The sequence below is a fragment of the Streptomyces sp. SLBN-8D4 genome (genome assembly GCF_049739545.1).
In the GTDB taxonomy this organism is placed as follows: Bacteria; Actinomycetota; Actinomycetes; order Streptomycetales; family Streptomycetaceae; genus Streptomyces; species Streptomyces canus_C.
This window is the reverse complement of sequence record NZ_JBMGQC010000001.1, coordinates 1,162,563-1,180,964: the sequence shown is the minus strand read 5'-3', so window position 1 is coordinate 1,180,964 and position 18,402 is coordinate 1,162,563. Positions and strand designations below refer to the sequence as shown.

Here is an 18,402-nt window from a genome sequence, read left to right as displayed (position 1 = left end):
CATCCACCGGCATCAAGCCGGGGTGATCCGGGCTCAGCGCACCAGGAAAGGGGGGTTCTGACAGTACCTGCATCACCAGGGTCTCCCAGATGTGTACAACGCCTGTCAACCTGGCGTGAGTCGAAAGCGCCGACAGCACTCCATGGACACGCACGGCAGCTTTACCTCCATCAGCTCAATTCAGCTGCTGCCCCGAATGCGTGACCGTGTCGGCACATTCTGACACGACAGAAGGAACGGATACCAATGACGGACAACCAATTCACCACTCACACGGAACTTTTCGATCTGAGTGGGAAGTGCGCACTTGTCACTGGCGGCACCAAGGGAATTGGGATGATGATTGCGCGCGGCTTTCTCCAGGCGGGCGCCCGCGTCGTCATCAGCTCACGTAATGCGGACACGTGCGCGGAGGCACAGCAGCTGCTATCCGAATTCGGCGACGTCCGAGCAATTGCCGCCGACCTGTCCAGGCACGACGAGTGCCAGCGCCTCGCTGATCTCGTCATGGCCGACTCGGAACGCCTGGACATCCTCGTCAACAACGCGGGAGCGATGCGTAGCGAGCCGCTGGAGGCGTTCCCGGACGAGGCCTGGGATGCAGTGCTCGACCTCAACCTCAAGTCGCCGTTCTGGCTGGTGCAGGCACTGCTTCCCGCACTTCGCAGGGCGGGAACCGCCGATGATCCGGCACGGATCATCAACATCGGCAGTATCGCCGCCATCCACGTCGCCCAGGCGCCCACCTACTCGTACGCCAGCAGCAAAGCGGCTCTCCATCAGCTCACCAGAGTGCTTGCCCGGGAGCTGGGTCCACAGCACGTCACGGTGAACGCGGTAGCACCGGGAGTCTTCCCGTCGCAGATGATGGGGGCCACGCTCGATGCCATCGGCGACAAGATCGCGGCGGCGGCCCCACTGCGCCGGCTCGGCCGCGACGACGACATGGCGGGTGCCGCCGTGTTTCTCGCCAGCCGGGCTGGGTCCTACCTCACGGGTGCCGTCATCCCGGTAGATGGCGGCACCGCAACGACTGCAACGGGTACTCCCCCCGTCATGGGCCACTGACTAGTACGCCTGAACGGGCCTACGGTAAGGGGATGGCCACGATGGATCCACGCACCGAGATCCGGGAGTTTCTCAGCTCGCGTCGCGCCCGCATCGCACCCGAGCAGGCGGGCCTGCCCGCTTACGGCGGCAACCGCCGGGTCAAAGGTCTGCGCCGCGAGGAGGTCGCGCTGCTCGCGGGGGTATCGGTCGACTACTACGTGCGTATGGAGCGCGGCAGCCTCGCCGGTGCCTCCGACGGAGTGCTCGACGCGTTGGCCTCTGCCCTGCAACTCGACGAGGCCGAGCGCGACCACCTGTTCCACCTCGCGCGCCAATCGAGGGCGCCCCGCAGTCCACGCCGGCGCAGGCCTGCCGTGGCGGTGCGCTCGACGCTGCAGCAGGTGCTCGACGCGATCTCCGATGCGCCTGCCTGGATCGGTAACGGCCGTTATGACGTGCTCGCCATGAATCAACTCGCTCGCGCGCTGTATTCACCGGTGCTGGCCGATTCGCGACGGCCCGCGAACACAGCGCGGTTCGTCTATCTGAAGCCCGAGGCGGCCAGAGTTTTTTTTGTCGATTACGACCAAGTCGCCGGTGCCGTGGCTGCGAAGCTGCGCATGGAAGCCGGCCGCAATCCGCACGACGAGGAGCTGATCGCCCTGGTCGGCGAACTGTCAACGTGCAGCGAGCTATTTCGGCAGCGGTGGGCATCTCAGGACGTGCGGCTGCACCGGTCCGGCCGTAAGCGTATGCACCATCCGGCCGTGGGCCAGCTCGACTTGGACGTCGAGTCCCTGGAACTGCCCGCCGAACCCGGCCTGCACCTCAACATCTACACCGCACCCGCGGGCACACCCACCGCTGACAATTTGGCGCTCTTGGCGTCGTGGGCGGCCACCCAACAGACGCTGGCGACCGAGCTCGAAGCAGACAACGGATAGTCCAACCCCTTCAGCCGTACTAGGATCCGTTTCCCCGACCAGCGCGGGCAGACCGCATCGCTCGGCCACCCGCACCACCGGCTCCAGCCCGCCGTACGCGATCAGGTTCGGGTCATCGAACGCGGATGAGACCCGCCGCCGCGGCATGAGGCACTTCTTCGTTTCTGGGTGAACCATCCACCGGCATCAAGCCGGTGGATCCGGGCTGAGGCAGGCTCGCGACGACCAACCCAGCAGCGAGGGTGAGGTCGCGGTTCGGCGCCAGGGCCCAGGTGGCGCCTCTGAGACACCACTGCGGCTGTGTGGAATGGGACGTGGCACTCCGCACCGGGCAGAACTTCGCGGTGGGTCAAGTCGGGCCTGACCACCTTCCAGCTTCTCGGCTCAGTGTGGCTCTCGCCATGACCTGGGCGAACGGGTCACAGGCGGATGATGACCAGGGCGGTGTCGTCGGAGGTGCCGGTTCGCGGCAGGAGGTCGGCCAGAAGGGAGTTCCGCACGGGCAGTCCGGCGAACCTCCTGATCGGCGCCTCCCGAACGGCCTCGCTGGTCGTGGTCGGCTGGCGGATCCGCCGCCACCCGTTCGGAGCGCACATCTGCCCCGTCACCCATGCCGTCCTGCGCCACGCCACTGCCTCTGTCGCCGTCGTCGCGCACGACTGACACCCCGCCGAGGAGGCGGCGGGTCGGCCGACCAGCTGGACGGCGTATCAGGGACTACCGGTGGGATCAGGCGTTCACCTTTTCCGTCTTCATGCCGTGTCGCGGCCGGTGAGTTGCGGCTCGACGTCCACGACACCTTCGACGGCGCGCACCAGGCGTACGGCGATCGGGACGAGCGCGGTGTCGCGGAGGTGCCCGCGCAGGGTCACGACTCCCTCGTGCACGGTGAGGTCGACGGCGTGCCCGGCGGTCGGATACAGGTCGGAGACCACCGTCCGGCGGACCTCGTCCGCTATCTCGTCGTCGGGCCGCAGGAAGACCTTCAGCAGATCGGCACGGCTGACGATGCCCTGGAGCATGCCGATGTCGTCGACCACGGGCAGCCGCTTGACGTGCCGGACGGCCATGATCCTCGCGGCCTGGGCGAGGGTGGCGTCCGGGTGGACGGTGACGGCGGGGGTGCTCATCAGTTCCTCCGCCCTGGTCGCACCGGCCTTGGCGACATCGGCCAGGCGCTGTCGCTGCTGGGAAAGGCTCTGCTCCTCGTCGCGGAACTCCTCCTTGGGCAGCAGGTCGGCCTCGGAGACGACACCGATCACGCGTCCCTCCCCCTCCAGCACCGGCACGGCGCTCACCTTCCACTGCTCCATGGTGCGCACGATCTCCTTGAAGGACGCGTCCCGTCCGACGGCCACGACCGTCTGCGTCATCACATCGCTCACGTTGTACGGAGTCCCGGTCACTTCCTGCCACCTCGTCTCGTGTTCGTCCTCCGGCTCATGTGGCCAGTCCGGCGCGGCGTGACGCCCCTGGCTCCCCGGCGGTGGAGGTGTCGTCCACCCGGTGCTGCAGCTCCGCGGAGACGTCGACCACCCCGTCCACGCCCTGACACAGGCGTATGACGACCGGGACGAGCGACTTGCGCTCGACGGTGCCCTTCAGCGACACCCGTCCGTCGACGACCCGCACGGTGACCGCACCAGGGGTGATCCTGAGCGTGCGCAGGAGTACCTCTCCCGAGATCTCCTCCCGGATGGCGCTGTCGCCCCGCAGGAACACACGCAGCAGATCGGCCCTGCTGATCAGACCGACCAGCCTGTCGGCCTCGTCGACGACCGGCAGCCGTTTGACGTGGTGGCGCTCCATGACCTGGGCGGCCTCCACCGCCGTCCACTGCGGCATGGCTGTCACGGCCGGGCTGTTCATCAGTCCCTCTGCGGTGGTGGCCTCGGCCTTCGCACGGTCCGCGGGCTCGGGACGCAGGACCGGCAGCAGCCCCGCCGGATCCAGCTGGGCGGCCTCCTTGCGCAGCAGGTCCGCCTCTGAGACCACGCCCACGGCGTGTTCCTCGTCGTCCACGACCGGTACGGCGGTGATGTCGTGCTCGGCCAGCAGCTTGGCGACTTCCTTGAAGCCGGTGTCCCGGCGCACCTTGATCACCGATGTGGTCATGAGGTCGCTTACCGTCCGGTGCCACATGGCTCCCGCCTCCTCGTGTCGCGTGCGTTCCTCCTTCCACTCTCCGCCCGGCACGTGTGAGCCGCATGGGCCGGACGGCCCCGATGGCACGGCAATGCGGCGACGGCCTTCACCACGCCGTCCGGGCCGACGCCGGGAACCCGCGGCGTGCGGCACTCCGCTGAAGGAGTGAGGCTGGATGGAGAGCGGACAGACGGCGGCGCGGAGAGCACCTGGAGGCGCCATGGGCGGTGCGGACGGACGTCGGCCGATCGTCGTGGGGGTCGACCCCGATCCCTCGAAGCGGCTGGCTCTCGCCTGGGCCGCCGACGAAGCGGACCGGCGGGCGCTGCCGCTGCGGCTCGTCCACGTCAGGGGAGTGCCCTTCGGCGGATACCGGTCAGGGAAGGCACGGCGGTCCTGGGAGCAGTGGAGTCAGGCGCTGCAATCCGTCGGGGAACGGGTGCTCAAGGAGGCGGTCGCCTTCGTGGAGTCCCGGCAGCCGGCGGTGGAGGTGCCGGCGTCGCTGGCGGACGGGGAGCCTGCGTGGGTCCTGCGCGAGGAGGCGCAGAGCGCCTCCATGGTCGTGGTGGGCTCCTGGCACCCGACACCCGGCGTGAACTGTTCGGATCGGCCTCGGTGGCGCTCCCGCTCACCGCCCATGCTCCCTGCCCGGTCGCGGTCGTCCCGGAACCCGAGCATGTCACGCAACAGCCCGCCTACTTCGTGGTCGGCGTCGACAGTAGCCCGCATTCCACGGCGGCGGTAAGTGTTGCGTTCGAGGAGGCGGCCCTGCGCGGTGCGGCCCTCAGGGCCCTGTACGTGTGGCATCCTCGGCTCCTCGGCGTCCTGGACGAGGACGCCGCACTGCGGGAGTGCCGCCGGGTGCTGTCCGAGACGGTCGCGGGCCGCACGGCGACGCACCCGGAGGTGGACCTGCACCATGAAGCCATCCGCGGACACCCGGTGCGGGTCCTGACCGAAGCCTCGGAACACGCGCCCGACATGGTCGTGGGCACTCGCGGGCACGGCGGGTTCACGGGCATGCTGCCGGGTTCGGTGAGCCAGGGAGTGCTGCACCACGCCCGCTGCCCCGTCATCACCGTCCCGGTGTGAGGGCCCGGACGGCACCTCACCTGCCCCGGACGGCCCTGGTTTCATCCGCCGGGCCGGCACACGATGACAGGGCACCGCCGATTCCGTGGTGCCGAACCGGCGAGACGGCCGCCGAAACCCTGGAGCCCGTGATGGAAGCCCCACCCAAGGCCCTCCGCGCGATCCGGTCAGTAACACCGGCGACGAGGATCCGGTCACCTCACAGGTCCGCGTGATGCGCACCGGTACAGATGCGTCGACCGGCGCGCAGAAGAGCGCGGCGGTCAGTGACGCTTCTGCTTCCGCTCCGGCTGCTCCGGTACGACAGCTCGCCGCTGCCGACGTCTTCTCCGCACTGGACACCACACGGCGTGGCCTCGCGCCGGCGCAGGCGGCGGAGCGGCTGGAGCGGTACGGGCCCAACGAACTGCCGCGGACGCGACGCCGTCCCGTATGGCGGGACTTGGCGGCGCAGTTCACTGACCTTTTCGCGGTGGTCCTGCTGGTCGCCTCGGGGATCACGTTCTTGGCGTACGGACTTCAGGAGCCGCGTGACGCGGGCACCCTGCAGCTGGCGGTGGCCATCCTGGCCGTCGTCGTGCTGAACGCGGGCATCGGTTTCGCGCAGGAGTACTCGGCGGAGCGCACGGCGCAGGCCCTGGCGGCGATGGTGCCGCACGCCTGCCGGGTGCTGCGCGGCGGGGAACGGCTGGAGGTGCCCGCCCGGGATCTGGTGCCGGGGGACGTGGTGGTGCTGGAGGCCGGGGACGCCGTGTCGGCGGATGGCCGGGTGGTCGAGGCCCACGAACTGGCGGTCGACAACGCGCCGTTGACCGGGGAGAGCAACGCCGTGGGCCGCACGGCCGAACCGGTGGCGGCCGGGCCCGCGCTTCAGGCCCGCAACTGCGTCTTCATGGGGACCGATGTGGTCGCCGGATCCGGGCGTGCCGTGGTCGTCGCCACGGGTGTGTCCACCGAGTTCGGGCGGATCTACCGGCTGGCCGCCGCCGCGCCACGCCAGAAGACCCCGCTTCAGCACCAGGTGGCCGTCATGGCGCGCCGGGTGGCGGGGGCGGCCCTGGCGACCGGGGCCCTGATGTTCGCCGTACGTCTGCCCACCGGCGAGTCGGTCCTGCCGGCGTTCGTGTTCGCGCTGGGGGTGATGGTGGCGCTGGTGCCGGAAGGGCTGCCCGCCACCCTGTCGGTGTCCCTGGCGATCGGTGTACGGCGGATGGCGCGCCGTCAGGCCCTGATCAAGCAGCTGCTGGCGGTGGAGGCGCTCGGATCGACCACCGTGGTGTGCACCGACAAGACCGGGACGCTCACCCAGGCCGAGATGACCGTCACCCGGGTGTGGGCGGACGGCGTGACCCATGACGTGACGGGTGTGGGCTACGCCCCACGCGGAGAGGTCGCCGACGCGGCGCCGGTGCGCGAGCTGCTGAGAGTGGCGGGCCTGTGCTGCAACGCCCGGCTGGTGCCGCCCGCGGGCCCTCCGGAGCACTGGAGGGTGCTCGGCGACACGACCGAGGGCGCGCTGCTCGTCGTAGCGGCCAAGGCCGGTCTGGACCCGGACGCGGAGGCGGCCGCGACCCCCCGGGTGACGGAGTTCCCCTTCGACTCGGACCGCAAGCTGATGACCACCGTCCACAAGACCGCGACGGGTCACCAGGCATACGTCAAGGGAGCCCCCGTGGAGCTGCTGACGCGCTGCACCGACGCGGAGCGGGACGGACGGCAGGAGCCGCTGACCGAGCGCGAACGGGTGGCGGTCGTCGCGGCGAGCGACGCACTGGCCTCCCAGGGGCTGCGAGTGCTGGCCGTCGCACGGCGCGAGGTGGACGGGCCCCACCCCGCGCAGGACGAGGCCGAGTCCGGACTGACCCTCCTGGGACTGGTCGGCATGCTGGACCCGCCGCGCCCGGAGGTCACCGATGCGGTCGCCGCGTGCCGCCGGGCCGGCATCCGGATCGTCATGGTCACCGGGGACCATCCCCTGACCGGGGAGGCCGTGGCCCGCCGGGTGGGGATCGTACGGCGGCCCGATCCTGTCGTGGTGACGGGTACCCGGCTCGACGCGATGGACGACGACGAGCTCGACGCACTGCTTGCCGAACCGTCCGAACTGCTGCTGTGCAGAGTCAGCCCGGAGCACAAGATGCGCGTGGTCACCGCCTTCCAGCGGCGGGGCGAGGTGGTGGCGGTCACCGGGGACGGTGCGAACGACGCCCCGGCGCTCAAGCGTGCGGACATCGGTGTGGCGATGGGGGCCGGGGGCACCGACGTGGCCCGCGAGGCGGCGGCGATGGTCCTGCTCGACGACTCCTTCGCCTCCATCGCGGCGGCCGTCCGGCTCGGCCGCGCCGTCTACCAGAACATCCGCAAGTTCCTGGTCTATCTCTTCAGCCACAACATCGGCGAACTGGTCCCGATCCTGGCGGCCACCTTCGCGGGATTCCCACTGGTGCCCATCAGCGCGGTACAGATCCTCGCCATCGACCTGGGCTCCGACGTACTGCCGGCCCTGGCCCTGGGCGCCGAGCCGCCCGAACCGGACGTCATGGACCGTCCGCCGCGCTCCCGCCGGGAGCGGCTTTTCTCGGCCGCCGTGATGGGACGGATCCTGTTCCTCGGCGGCATCCAGGCGGCCTGCGTCACCGCCGTCTTCTTCTGGCACGTCGTCGCCTCGGGGATCCCGTTCGACGACTTCACCAAGGACACGCCCGTCTACCGGGAGGCGATCACCATGGTGCAGGCGGGGATCGTGCTCAGCCAGTTCTTCAACGCGCTCGCCGTGCGCACCGAACGGCAGGGCATCCTGAAGGTGGGTCTGCTGTCCAATCCGGCCCTGCTGGCGGCCGGTGGGTTCGGTGTCGCCCTGATGGCCGCGATCAGTTACCTGCCCGCGTTGCAAGCGGTCTTCAACACGGCCCCGCTCGATGCCGTCGACTGGGCCGTCCTGGCCGCTCTCGGCACCCTGCCCCTGTTCGCGGACGAGATTCGCAAGGCGTGGCTGCGCCGACGCGACGCGCGCCGGAAAGGAGCCCCACGGTGAAAGTGATCGTCGTCGGTTGCGGACGGGTGGGCGCCGGTCTCGCCGCTCTGCTCGCCTCGGAAGGGCACGATGTCGAGGTCGTCGACCGGCGCCCCAAGGCGGCCCGGCGGCTGCCCGACAGCCCCCGCATCCGCTTCCACGAGGGCAACGGCTTCAGCCGCGCCGTCCTGCGGGCCGCCGGGATCGAGCACGCGGACGCCTTCGTCGCCGTCACGTCCGGCGACAACAGCAACATCGTCAGCGCGCGCACGGCGAAGGACACCTACCGGGTCCCGATCGTTCTCGCCCGCATCTACGACCCACGGCGCGCCGACATCTACCGCGACCTCGGCATCCCCACCATCGCCAGCGTTCGCTGGACCGTGCACCAGCTCCACCGGATGCTGCTGCACCGCCACCTCAGCCCCGAACTCGGCTTCGGCAACGGCGAGACTCTGCTCGTCCGCTCGGAGGTGCCTGCCTACCTCGTCGGCCGACGGTTGGCCGAGTTCGACGTCGACGGCGAGATCCGCGTCGTCGAGGTCACCCGCGCGGGCAGCTCCCTCATCCCCGCGCACGGCACGTCCGCGCAGGCGGGCGACCTGGTCACCTTCGCTGTCGCCGCCACCGCGCTCGGCAGGCTGCGCGGCTTCCTCGACAAGGAGCTGGGAACGTGAACGTGCTCATCGCCGGCGCGGGACGGCTCGGCACCCAGATCGCCCAGGTGCTCTCCGCAGCCCGCAACGAGGTCACACTCATCGACACCGACGACGACCGCCTGGCCGAACTCGAAGGCCGCGTCCCGGTGCAGCTGGTGGCGGGCGACGCCTGCGAACCGGCCCTCCTGGAACACTCCGGAGCCCTGACCGCCGACCTCGTCATCGCCACCACCGGCGACGACGAGGACAACCTCGTCATCAGCCTCCTCGCCAAACGGCAGTTCTCGGTGCCCCGCGTCGCCGCCCGCGTCAACGACGCCGACAACGCCTGGCTCTTCGACGAACGCTGGGGCGTCGACGTCGCCGTCCCCTCCGCCACGCCGCTGATCTCCCTCATCGAGGAGGCCACCGGCGCCACCGACACCGTCGCCCTGCTCCGGCTCAGCAAGGCAGGCGTCGAGGTCATCGAAACGGCCATCACAGCGCAGTCCAGGACGGCGGGCCGGGCCCTGGGCGACGTCGTGCTGCCCGAGGGAACGGTCGTCGCCACCATCGTCCGCGACGGACAGCCGACCGTACCGGACCCGGCGGAGCGGCTGCGCCCCGGCGACGAACTCCTCCTGGTCTCGCACACGGCGACCGAGCAGGAGATCCACGCTGCCTTCCAGTGACCCCTCACCGCTCGGTGGTCCGGGTCGCCCACCGCCGCCGTACACCGTCCTCGTGCTCGGCCTGCTCCAACGCCAGGTCGGCCCGGTCGAGCGCCTCCCGCAGGCGAGGGATCCAGTGGCGCCGCAGGGCGCGGACCCGGTACCGGGTGCTCACCACCTCCGCGCCCACGAGCTCGGCGGCGGTGCGGGCGGCGGCGTACTCGGCGGCGGCCCGCACGGCACGGGCGTAAGCCGCTTCGGCATGCACCAGAGCCGTGTTGGCGGGGGCGGCCGCGGTGGATGGACGGGCGGGGACGGACACGGAGGCCGTCGCCGGGTGGCGTACGCCCATGGAGGTGGTCCAGTGAACGGCGACCTCGGCCTGAGTGATGCCCGACGCAGCCGCGTCGAGGGCCTGTTCCCCGCTCAGGAGCAGCCCCCGCAGCAGCCAGCGCTCGGCCTCGGGCAGCAGCTCGCGCCAGGCGCGGGCGGCCACAGCCTCCGCGCTGACCAGCAGCTCGTGCTCGGAGCGCAGGATGCGGAGCTTCTGCTCCAGGAGGTCGGCGCCGCGCTCGGCGACGTCGAGACTGTGCCGAAGTCGCATCCGTCCCGCCCGGCCGGGCGGCGTACTACGGGTGCCGGTCATCGGGTCGCCTCCGTGTCAGGGGCATCCTTTGCGCCACGGGCGTCGAGGAGGCGCGCAGGAAGCATGGAGAGCTGACTGCGGGGCAGCGTGAGGAGGGTCCGCCAGCCGCGTTCCAGCGCGTCGTCCAGTGCGCGCGGCTCGTCGCTCCGCTGGTCGGCGAAGTCCCGCAAGAATGCCTCGTCGAAGTCCAGGTAACGGCGGTCGGTGGGGCTCAGGGCGGCCTGGCCGACCAGGTCCGCCAGGTCACGAACCTGCCGGGCGCGGGCCAGAGCGGCCAGCAGCTGGGCCGCGACGTCGAGGTGGTCCTCGCGGGTCCGACCGGGACCGGCTCCCTTGCGCATCAGCCGGGACAGGGAGGACAGCGCGTCCAGCGGCGGATACACACCCCGCGCGTGCACCGAGGGCGAGAGCACGATCTGCCCCTCGGTGATGTACCCGGTCAGGTCGGGCACGGGATGGGTGATGTCACCCGCGGGCATGGTGAGCACGGGCAGCACGGTGACCGACCCGGGCCGCCCCCGGACGCGTCCGCAGCGCTCGTACAGGGAGGCCAGGTCGCTGTAGAGATAGCCGGGGTAGGCACGGCGGGCGGGTATTTCCCCGCGGGCGGCCGAGACCTCGCGCAGGGCTTCGGCGTACGTCGTCATGTCGGTCATCACCACCAGGACATGCCGTCCCTCGGTGAAGGCGAGGTGCTCGGCGACGGTGAGCGCGATCCGCGGCGTGAGGATCCGCTCGATCACCGGGTCGTCGGCCGTGTTCAGCAGCAGGACCAGCTCCCCGGCCGCGGACCGTTCCTCCAGGGCGTCGCGTACGAAGGAGGCGTCGGCGTGGGTGAGTCCCATGCCCGCGAACACGACACTGAACGCCTCGCCTGCGGCGATGGCCTGCGCGGCGATCTGGGCCGCCAGCTCCAGGTGCGGCAGCCCGGCCACCGAGAACACCGGCAGCTTCTGACCCCGCACGAGGGTCGTCAGGGTGTCGACGGCCCCGACGCCGGTGAGTACCGGCTCGGACGGCGGCTCGCGCCGTACAGGGTTGAGGGGAGCGCCGCCGACCTCGGCCGTGTCGGCGCCGAGGACCGGCGGGCCGCCGTCGAGAGGCTCGCCCCGGCCGTTGCAGACCCGGCCCAGCCAGTCTGTGCCGACCGGGACGCGCAGCGGGCTGCCGGAGAAGGCCGCGCGGACGCCCTCCGGGTCCATGCCGGCGGTCCCCTCCAGCACCTGTACGACCGCCAGCTCGCGGTCGGCGTCCAGGACCACGCCGTGGCGCCGCTCGCCCGAGGCCAGCGTGATCAGCGCGTACTCGTCCCAGCCGACCCCCGCCACACCCTCGACGACCGCGAGCGGCCCCCGCAGCTCACGTACCGCCGTGTACTCGACACCGCCGGACGCACTCACGACCGCACCTCACTCAGCCTGGCGAGCATGGCGTCCCGCCGCGTCAGCACACCCTCCGCGTCGTGCGGACCGGTGTCCTCCCGGGCGCGCACCAGCGCACCGAAGTCGATCTCCTCCACCGAGGCCGCGGGAACACCGGAGTCCACCAGCGCGCGGCAGCGCTCGGCGACCGCCAGCACGGCGTCGGCCAGGGCGGCGGTCTTCTCCGGCCCGCAGTACGCGTCCCGCTCCGACAGAGCGCTCTGCTGCAGTACGCCCTCCCTGACCAGCGTCCCCGCGAGCACGCCGATCCGTTCCCGCGCGGGCAGCGCGGCGATGCCGATCAGGTCCACCAGATCGGCCAGCCGGTCGGCCTCCGCCAACACGGCACCCACCCGCTCGCGGCGCCGTTCCCACTCCGGATCACCGGCCGCCCGGTGCCCGGCGGCCAGGACGGGTACGTCCCGGGAGAAGGACCCGGCCCAGGCCACCGCCGGGTAGTGGCGGGAGTAGGCGAGATCGCGGTCGAGGGTCCACAGACAGCGCACGAAGCGCTCGGTGTGCGCGGTCACCGGTTCGGTCATGTCCCCGCCGGGCGGTGACACCGCTCCGATCACCGTCACCGAACCCCGGTCCCCACCCAGCGTGGTGACGGCGGCGGCCCGCTCGTAGAAGGCCGCGATCGCCGACGCCAGCCCGGCCGGGTAGCCCTCCTCGGCGGGCAGCGCGCCGGTCCGGGAGGCGAACTCGCGCAGCGCCTCGGCCCACCGGGAGGTCGAGTCGGCGATGACCACCACGTCCAGGCCCATGTCCCGGAAGTACTCGGCGACCGTCACCCCCGTGTACACACTCGCCTCACGGGCCATCATCGGCATGTTGGAGGTGTTGGCGATCGTCACCGTGCGGTCCGCGAGACGTCCGCCCGTCCGCGGGTCCTGGAGCTCCGCGAGTTCGGTGATGACGTCGGCCATCTCATTGCCGCGCTCCCCGCAGCCGACGTAGACGATGACGTCCGCGTCGCACCACTTCGCGATCTGCTGGAGCAGCATGGTCTTGCCCGTCCCGAACCCGCCCGGCACCGCCACCGTGCTGCCCCGGGCAACCGGGAAGAGGAGGTCGACCACCCGCTGCCCGGTGTTCAGCGCCTCGTGGCTGTCGACGCGCTCCCGCACGGGGCGGGGCCGGCGCACCGGCCAGAGGGCGCCGACGGTCACCTCGGTGCCGCCCACGACGGCCGCCACCGCGTCCCCCGTCAGCTTTCCGCCATCGGAGATCCGCTCCACGGCGCCCCCGCAGCCGGGCGGTACCAGGACCTTCACCCCTATCGGTCCGGCGTCGCGGATCTCTCCGACGGCCTGCCCCGCGGAGACTTCCTCGCCCCGCGCCACCAAGGGGGAGAAGGTCCAGGAGCGTTCCTCGGCCGTCGCGGTCCGGGTACCGGGCATCAGCCAGTCGCCGGCCCCGGACAGGGGACGCAGCAGCCCGTCGAAGATCCCGCCGAGCAGATCCGGACCGAGCCGGACCGACAGGGGCCGCCCCTGCGGCGTCGCCGTCTGTCCGGGAGCGAGCCCACCGGTGTACTCGTACGCCTGCACGGTGACCACGTCGCCGCTGATGGCCACGACCTCCCCGGGCAGCCCGGCGCGGCCGATCGAGACGAGGTCGTACATCGCGGTGCCGCCGGTGTACTCCAACTCGATCAGCGGCCCGGTGACGCGCAGGATCCGGCAGGCGGCCGGCCGACGCGTCCCGTCTGACTCCGTCACGGCTCCCACAGGCTCCGCACCTCCCCTCCCAGCCGGTCCAGGGCGCGGTCTGCCAGCGCGGCCAGCGACAGATCGACCCACCGTCCCGGTGCACGGGCGACCACACCACCGCCGGGGTGCTCGGTCACCTCGGTGCCGGGACCGAGGAGGACGCCGGCCAGCCGCTCCAGCCGCTCCCGCAGGCCCGGGTAGCCGGTTGTCCGGCGCAGTTCGCCGACCCGTTCGGCGGTCTCCCGGCGCAGTGCCTCGTACGCCTCCCGGTGGGTGGCGAGCATGAGGGACCGGGCCTCCCGGCGGGCCCTCACCAGGAGGTCACGGGCCGCTGCCGCGCCGTCCGCCTCGCCCTGGCGACGCGCCTCTTCGAGAATCGCCCGGGCCTCGGCGCGGGCCCGGTCGAGCTGAGCGGCCGCCTCCTGCTCGGCGCGGGCCAGGACGGCCTCCGCGTCGGCGTGGGCCTCTCGCAGCAGCTCCACCCGGACCGGCCCGAGCGCTTCCGTCGCCCGGTCGGGGGCCGGGCTCGTCATGGCGGCATCACAACCATCAGCGGGCGGCCACCCGTGCGCTCGCCCGGTTCCGGCCCCAGCGCCTCGGCCGCGGCCGCGGTCAGGATCACCAGGTCCACGTCGTCAGGCAGGCTCCGCCAGCCCCGGAGTACCACGTCGGGGGCGTCCGCGACCAGGACGACCGCCCCAGCAAGGGCCAGACCTGCCACCCGGGACCGCTCCCCGAGGGCGGCGACGCGTCCCACGGTCACGCCTTCCCGATCAGGATGACCGCCACGACCAGCCCGTAGATGGCGATGCCCTCGGCCAGACCAACGATGACCATGGCCCGGCCGAAGAGTTCGGGCCGTTCGCTGAGCGCCGCGAGGGCGGCCGCACCGGTGTAGGCGACGGCGACGCCCGCCCCGATCGTCGCCCCGGCCACCGCGATCGCCGCGCCGATCAGGGCCGCGGAGCCCGACCCGGACTCCTGGGCCGCCGTGGTGGCGGCCTGCGCGGATCCGCCGCCGAGCGCCAGGGTGAGCACCACGGTGGCGGCGACCAGGAGCACGGCGTCGGCGGCGACCGTCCACCACAGGGCTCTGCGGCCCGAGCGCCGCAGCACGAGCCGTATGGCGACGAATCCCGCCAGAACGAGGGGCAGGGCCAAGAACCAGGTGATCACGACAGCTCCTTCCTCGCTGGGCCGGGGCCGGCGGTCACTCCGGCCGGGGCCGGCCCCGGGATGTGCTCGATGGGCAGCCGCCAGGGCCTGAACGGGCGCCCCTCTCCCTCGAAGAGCCGGGAGAACAGTTCGTAGAACTCCAGACGCAGCGCCTGAACCCCGGCCACGAGCGCCTCCAGCGCGAACGTCAGGGCGTTGCCCACGAGGAACACCAGCAGGGCGGCGACGCCGCCGACCGGCCCCCGGCCCGCAAGAGCCGTCGTACCGTCCCAGACGATCGCGCCGAGCGCGGCGTGGGTGAGACCGAAGGCCGCGAGCCGCGCGAAGGACACTACGTTGGAGCCGATCCTGACGACCGAGTCGAAGAGCTGGATTCCGGTCTGCACCGCACCGCCCGGACCACCGGCCGTCTCCGCGTACAGCTTGGCACCGGCCAGAGACAGGCCGGTGACGGCGATCACGGCCCCCACCACCGCGTAAGGCACCTGCCCGAGCCACGCGGCCCCGACGGCGGCGGCGAGGCCCAGATAGAGCGCCGCACCCGCGACGCCGGTCGTCGCGTAAAGGGCCACCGTCGGTCCGCCCTCCCGCCAGCGGTTCACGATCCCGGCGGCGTAGGCGGCGGCCAGCAGGACCGCACCGAGCCCGACGGCGGTGGCCAGCAGCCGCATCGGCTCCTCCAGCGGCTCCAGCCACAGCACGGGCAGCACCCCGGTCGGGCCGAAGAACTCGCCGTACGCCACTCCGGCCAGGGTGGCGGCCAGCCCGGCTCCGGCGACGAACGGCCACAGCGGGCGCAGTGCCGCCGTCCGGCGCGGCCGGCCCGCGCGTAGCAGGAGGGCGACGACGATGAGAAGCAGCCCGTGCCCGGCGTCGCCGAACATCAGGCCGAACATCACCACGTAGACGATCCCCGCCGGGAGCGTCGGGTCCACGTCGGCGTAAGGCACGGTCCCGTAGGTGCTGACCAGCGGTGTGAAGGAGCGGCGTACAAGCAGGCTTGGGGGTGCGGGGCGGGCGCCGGTCAGCAGGGTCGGCGGATCGACGCCGCGCGGAGCCCGCAACGGCACCAGCGCTCCTCCGGCACCGGCGACGCGCGCTGCCGTGGTGCCGACCTCCGTCTCGGGGCACCAGCCGGCCAGTGCGGCGACCTCGCCGTGCCGGACGGCGCTGCCGAGGCGTTCCTCCAGTTGCGCCTCACCCGCCAGCAGGTCCGTTCTGCCCGCGCGCTCAAGCGCGTCAAGGTCGGGCGGGGACTCGCTGAGGACGGGGCGCGTGGGCTCGGCGCGCAGCCGCTGCAGACGCGTCGCCGCAGGTCCGCGGAGATCCGGGCCGCTGTCCCCGGCCAGATCGACCTCTACGCAGCCCGCCTCGGCGATCCGCACCAGGCTTTTCCGCAGCGCCTTCTCGGGGGCCACGACGGCCACCCTGCGCATCCGGACCGGGATCACCGCCTCACCCCGGACCATCGGGCACCTCCACCACCGGCCGGTCACCGGGGCCACCGCCCCGCGCGGCCAGTTCCAGCGCGCCGCGGGTGCGCCAGGCGTCGGCCGACAGCAGGGCCACAGCCCCCACCACCGGCCCCGGACCGAAGGAGGACCGGCGCAGCAGTTCCCGGCCGTCCCGCTCGACGACGTCCCACCACCGTGCCTCCGCCCGCCACAGGTCAGCCGCCTCGTCCACGTCGTCCAGCACCCAGCGCGTGTCGGCGGGCAGCGTCTGTCGGAAGTCGGCGTACGACCCCGCCCCCACCGCTCGCGGGCCGAGCAGGCGAGCGGACCGCTGGACGGAGACGTTTGGCAACCGGCGCCCGACGACGAACACCTCGCGGCCGAACAGCAGAGCGAGCCGGGCCGCCGCCCAGCGTGCCGCGTCGGGAACGGCGGTAGCGAGACGTACGGCGGCGGAGACCCGCAGGCCGGTGGCGAGCGCGGCGGGGGAGTCGCCCCCGGGGTCGCCCCAGTCGGAGGCCGCCAGCGCGGTGCGCAGCTCCGACGGTGTGCGGCTGCGGGCGAGCCGGGTCCAGGCGATCGCCAGTGAGCCGAGGCGGTAGGGCGGGGGATGGGGGCGTTCCCTGTCTGCCGCGATCTCGCTCAGGTGGTGTTCGGTGTTGGAGATCTCGAACCCCGCGGCGAGTGCCCTGACAGCCTGGGCGCCAGTGGCCGGCTGCCAGCCGGCGAGGACCCGCAGATGCCACAGCAGTGCCGCCGAGACCGCCCGCTGGGCCTCGGCCGGTGTCGCACCGGGGGTGATGCCGTGCCGGTACGGGGTGGCCGCCAGATAGCGCAGGGCGTCGTCGAGGGTGCGGGACGCGGCCACCTCCCCGATGCCGTCGGGGCCCAGGCATCTGGTGCGCAGAGCCCGTGCCCGGGCCACTCCGGCCACCCAGCCGGCGCCCATCAGGAACCCGCCTCCGGTGACGGGGGCGGTACAGGCCCCGCGGTGATGTCCTCCACCACCAGCGCGAGCGCCCGCTCGGCCAGCGCGGGCATCCGGCTTCTGGCCCGGTCACGTACAGCGGCCGCCTCACGTTCGGCCTCGGCGCGCAGTTCCGTGGCCTCGGCCTCGGCGGCACGCAGCGACCGCTCGGCGGCCAACTCCCGTGCCCGGCGGGCTTCCTCACGCGCCTCGGCCACGATCTCCTCGGCTAGGACCTGGGCCTCGTGCAGGCGTGCCACAACGGCGTCGTCGGCGCGCTCGCGCACGCTTTGGGCGTCCGCCTCCGCCTGTTCGAGCAGGGCCAGGGGAGGTGCGAGTTCCGCGCGCAGTTCGGCGGAACGGTCCGCGGGGACACCCCCGGGGGCCGCCCGGCCGGGTGATGCCACCGGTCGGAACCGTGTCAGAAAATCCCGGAATCCCGTCATGAACTCACCTCAAGGAGACCAGTCCCCGCTTCCCAGTCTCCTTGGTAGGCGATGCCGTGTCGCGTCGCACCGGGCCGACCGTCCCGCGACCGGGGCCGTTCGGCCCGGAGGCCGCGCCTGGCTATCGATGCGAGACTGAGCCCGTAGGTGGACGGCACCCCCAGGAGGCAGCCGTGAGCGACTTCGAGCACCGTTCCGCGGAGAAGGAAGCCCGCCACACCATGCCGGGCCGCCCCTGGACCCCCCAGGAGGAACCGCGCCAGGACGCGCTGCGCCGCTACCTCGCGGCAGTCGCGGGCGCCGCGTCGGCTCGGGGTGCCGAAGCGCCCGAACCGACCGTTGAGGAGGCGAAGTCCGAGCAGCCCGCTCCGGCCTCCCGGACACCGTCCGTGCCCCGCGTGCGCGACGTCATGCACGTGCCGGCGGTCTCGGTCCCCGGCGACATGCCCTTCCTTGACGTGGCGCACACGCTCGCCCGTGAGCACGTGAACGCCGTACCGGTGGTCGACGCCGAAGACCACGTGATCGGTGTCGTCTCGGAGTCGGACCTGCTGGCCAAGGCCGCCGTCATGGCGGAGCCGCGTCGGCACGGCCCTGTCGGCAGACTGTGGCAGCACCGCCTGTACGAGAAGAGCCACGGGGACACAGCCGCTACTCTGATGACCTTCCCTCCGGTCACAGTCCACCCTGCGGAACGCGTGTCGGACGCGGCGTGGACAGCTGCCCATGCGCGGTTGAAGCGGCTTCCCGTGACCGACCTTCACGGCCGGCTCGTCGGCGTGGTCAGCCGACAGGACCTGCTGCGCGCCCTGATCCGCGACGACACCGAGATCCAGGCCGAGGTCGAGTCCCTCGTCGGGCAGCACCTGGTGGATACCCGTGCCGTCGACGTGGCCGTGAAAAACGGCGTGGTGACATTGACGGGGCGGCTGGAGAAGGACCTCATCCCCGAACTGCTCGCGCCGGTACGGGACATCGACGACGTGGTCGAGGTCGTCGACGCCATCGTGGCGGTGTGAGCCGA

The 18,402-nt window shown here is 72.1% G+C and carries 17 protein-coding genes and 2 pseudogenes; 8 read left to right on the top strand and 11 right to left on the bottom strand.

The genetic code is table 11. The features are described 5' to 3' along the window. The first annotated feature begins 246 nt into the window (after positions 1–246). The 3 genes and pseudogenes from RKD20_RS05480 to RKD20_RS05470 form a co-directional block, all read left to right on the top strand. Positions 247–1,068 (top strand): SDR family oxidoreductase, encoded by an 822-nt coding sequence (locus RKD20_RS05480; RefSeq protein WP_424876670.1) that lies wholly within the window; start codon positions 247–249, stop codon positions 1,066–1,068. A 41-nt stretch (positions 1,069–1,109) separates the two neighbouring features. Continuing rightward, entirely contained in the window at positions 1,110–1,994 is an 885-nt protein-coding gene (locus tag RKD20_RS05475) for a helix-turn-helix transcriptional regulator (protein WP_424883148.1), read from the top strand. 495 nt (positions 1,995–2,489) lie between these two features. Further along, positions 2,490–2,657, top strand: a pseudogene (locus RKD20_RS05470) (universal stress protein); the annotation flags it as partial. An 89-nt stretch (positions 2,658–2,746) separates the two neighbouring features. Here the strand turns inward: RKD20_RS05470 and RKD20_RS05465 are convergent. Next, positions 2,747–3,400 carry a CBS domain-containing protein gene (locus RKD20_RS05465; RefSeq protein WP_424876669.1) on the bottom strand — a complete coding sequence of 218 codons (654 nt, stop codon included), beginning with the start codon at positions 3,398–3,400 and terminating at the stop codon, positions 2,747–2,749. Positions 3,401–3,434: 34 nt separating this feature from the next. Further along, the gene (locus tag RKD20_RS05460; protein ID WP_424876668.1) at positions 3,435–4,136 is read right to left on the bottom strand and encodes a CBS domain-containing protein; all 702 of its coding nucleotides are present in this window, start codon (positions 4,134–4,136) and stop codon (positions 3,435–3,437) included. Between the two features lie 223 nt (positions 4,137–4,359). Between RKD20_RS05460 and RKD20_RS05455 the strand changes: the two are divergent. The 4 genes and pseudogenes from RKD20_RS05455 to RKD20_RS05440 all read left to right on the top strand — a co-directional run bounded on the left by RKD20_RS05455 (position 4,360) and on the right by RKD20_RS05440 (position 9,574). Further along, positions 4,360–5,231: pseudogene (locus tag RKD20_RS05455) on the top strand (universal stress protein). A gap of 214 nt (positions 5,232–5,445) precedes the next feature. Further along, the gene (locus tag RKD20_RS05450; protein ID WP_424876667.1) at positions 5,446–8,265 is read left to right on the top strand and encodes a cation-translocating P-type ATPase; all 2,820 of its coding nucleotides are present in this window, start codon (positions 5,446–5,448) and stop codon (positions 8,263–8,265) included. Further along, positions 8,262–8,921: a potassium channel family protein gene (locus tag RKD20_RS05445; RefSeq protein WP_424876666.1), complete on the top strand. Its 660-nt coding sequence runs from the start codon at positions 8,262–8,264 to the stop codon at positions 8,919–8,921. The genes RKD20_RS05450 and RKD20_RS05445 overlap by 4 nt, the downstream gene beginning before the upstream one ends. Further along, the gene (locus RKD20_RS05440) at positions 8,918–9,574 is read left to right on the top strand and encodes a potassium channel family protein (RefSeq protein ID WP_424876665.1); all 657 of its coding nucleotides are present in this window, start codon (positions 8,918–8,920) and stop codon (positions 9,572–9,574) included. Before RKD20_RS05445 ends, RKD20_RS05440 begins: the two co-directional genes overlap by 4 nt. A gap of 4 nt (positions 9,575–9,578) precedes the next feature. Here the strand turns inward: RKD20_RS05440 and RKD20_RS05435 are convergent, their stop codons facing one another. The 9 genes from RKD20_RS05435 to RKD20_RS05395 are packed head-to-tail and all read right to left on the bottom strand — an operon-like array spanning position 9,579 to position 17,339. Further along, positions 9,579–10,199, bottom strand: a complete 621-nt coding sequence (locus RKD20_RS05435) for a V-type ATP synthase subunit D (protein ID WP_424876664.1) — start codon at positions 10,197–10,199, stop codon at positions 9,579–9,581. Next, a complete protein-coding gene (locus tag RKD20_RS05430; RefSeq protein ID WP_424876663.1) occupies positions 10,196–11,599 on the bottom strand; it encodes a V-type ATP synthase subunit B in 1,404 nt (467 codons plus the stop codon). Before RKD20_RS05430 ends, RKD20_RS05435 begins: the two co-directional genes overlap by 4 nt. Continuing rightward, positions 11,596–13,344, bottom strand: a complete 1,749-nt coding sequence (locus tag RKD20_RS05425) for a V-type ATP synthase subunit A (protein ID WP_424876662.1) — start codon at positions 13,342–13,344, stop codon at positions 11,596–11,598. Before RKD20_RS05425 ends, RKD20_RS05430 begins: the two co-directional genes overlap by 4 nt. Beyond that, positions 13,341–13,868 (bottom strand): hypothetical protein, encoded by a 528-nt coding sequence (locus tag RKD20_RS05420; protein WP_424876661.1) that lies wholly within the window; start codon positions 13,866–13,868, stop codon positions 13,341–13,343. Before RKD20_RS05420 ends, RKD20_RS05425 begins: the two co-directional genes overlap by 4 nt. Beyond that, positions 13,865–14,098: a hypothetical protein gene (locus tag RKD20_RS05415; protein WP_424876660.1), complete on the bottom strand. Its 234-nt coding sequence runs from the start codon at positions 14,096–14,098 to the stop codon at positions 13,865–13,867. The genes RKD20_RS05420 and RKD20_RS05415 overlap by 4 nt, the downstream gene beginning before the upstream one ends. Further along, positions 14,095–14,511, bottom strand: coding sequence for an ATP synthase subunit C (locus RKD20_RS05410; RefSeq protein WP_424876659.1), 417 nt, complete (start codon positions 14,509–14,511; stop codon positions 14,095–14,097). The genes RKD20_RS05415 and RKD20_RS05410 overlap by 4 nt, the downstream gene beginning before the upstream one ends. Next, positions 14,508–15,980 (bottom strand): V-type ATPase 116kDa subunit family protein, encoded by a 1,473-nt coding sequence (locus RKD20_RS05405; protein WP_424876658.1) that lies wholly within the window; start codon positions 15,978–15,980, stop codon positions 14,508–14,510. The genes RKD20_RS05410 and RKD20_RS05405 overlap by 4 nt, the downstream gene beginning before the upstream one ends. Beyond that, positions 15,967–16,914, bottom strand: coding sequence for a V-type ATPase subunit (locus RKD20_RS05400; protein ID WP_424876657.1), 948 nt, complete (start codon positions 16,912–16,914; stop codon positions 15,967–15,969). Before RKD20_RS05400 ends, RKD20_RS05405 begins: the two co-directional genes overlap by 14 nt. After that, positions 16,914–17,339, bottom strand: a complete 426-nt coding sequence (locus RKD20_RS05395) for a hypothetical protein (protein WP_424876656.1) — start codon at positions 17,337–17,339, stop codon at positions 16,914–16,916. The genes RKD20_RS05400 and RKD20_RS05395 overlap by 1 nt, the downstream gene beginning before the upstream one ends. Before the next feature lie 212 nt (positions 17,340–17,551). Between RKD20_RS05395 and RKD20_RS05390 the strand changes: the two genes are divergently transcribed. Further along, positions 17,552–18,397 (top strand): CBS domain-containing protein, encoded by an 846-nt coding sequence (locus tag RKD20_RS05390; RefSeq protein WP_424876655.1) that lies wholly within the window; start codon positions 17,552–17,554, stop codon positions 18,395–18,397. The last annotated feature ends 5 nt before the right edge of the window (positions 18,398–18,402 follow it).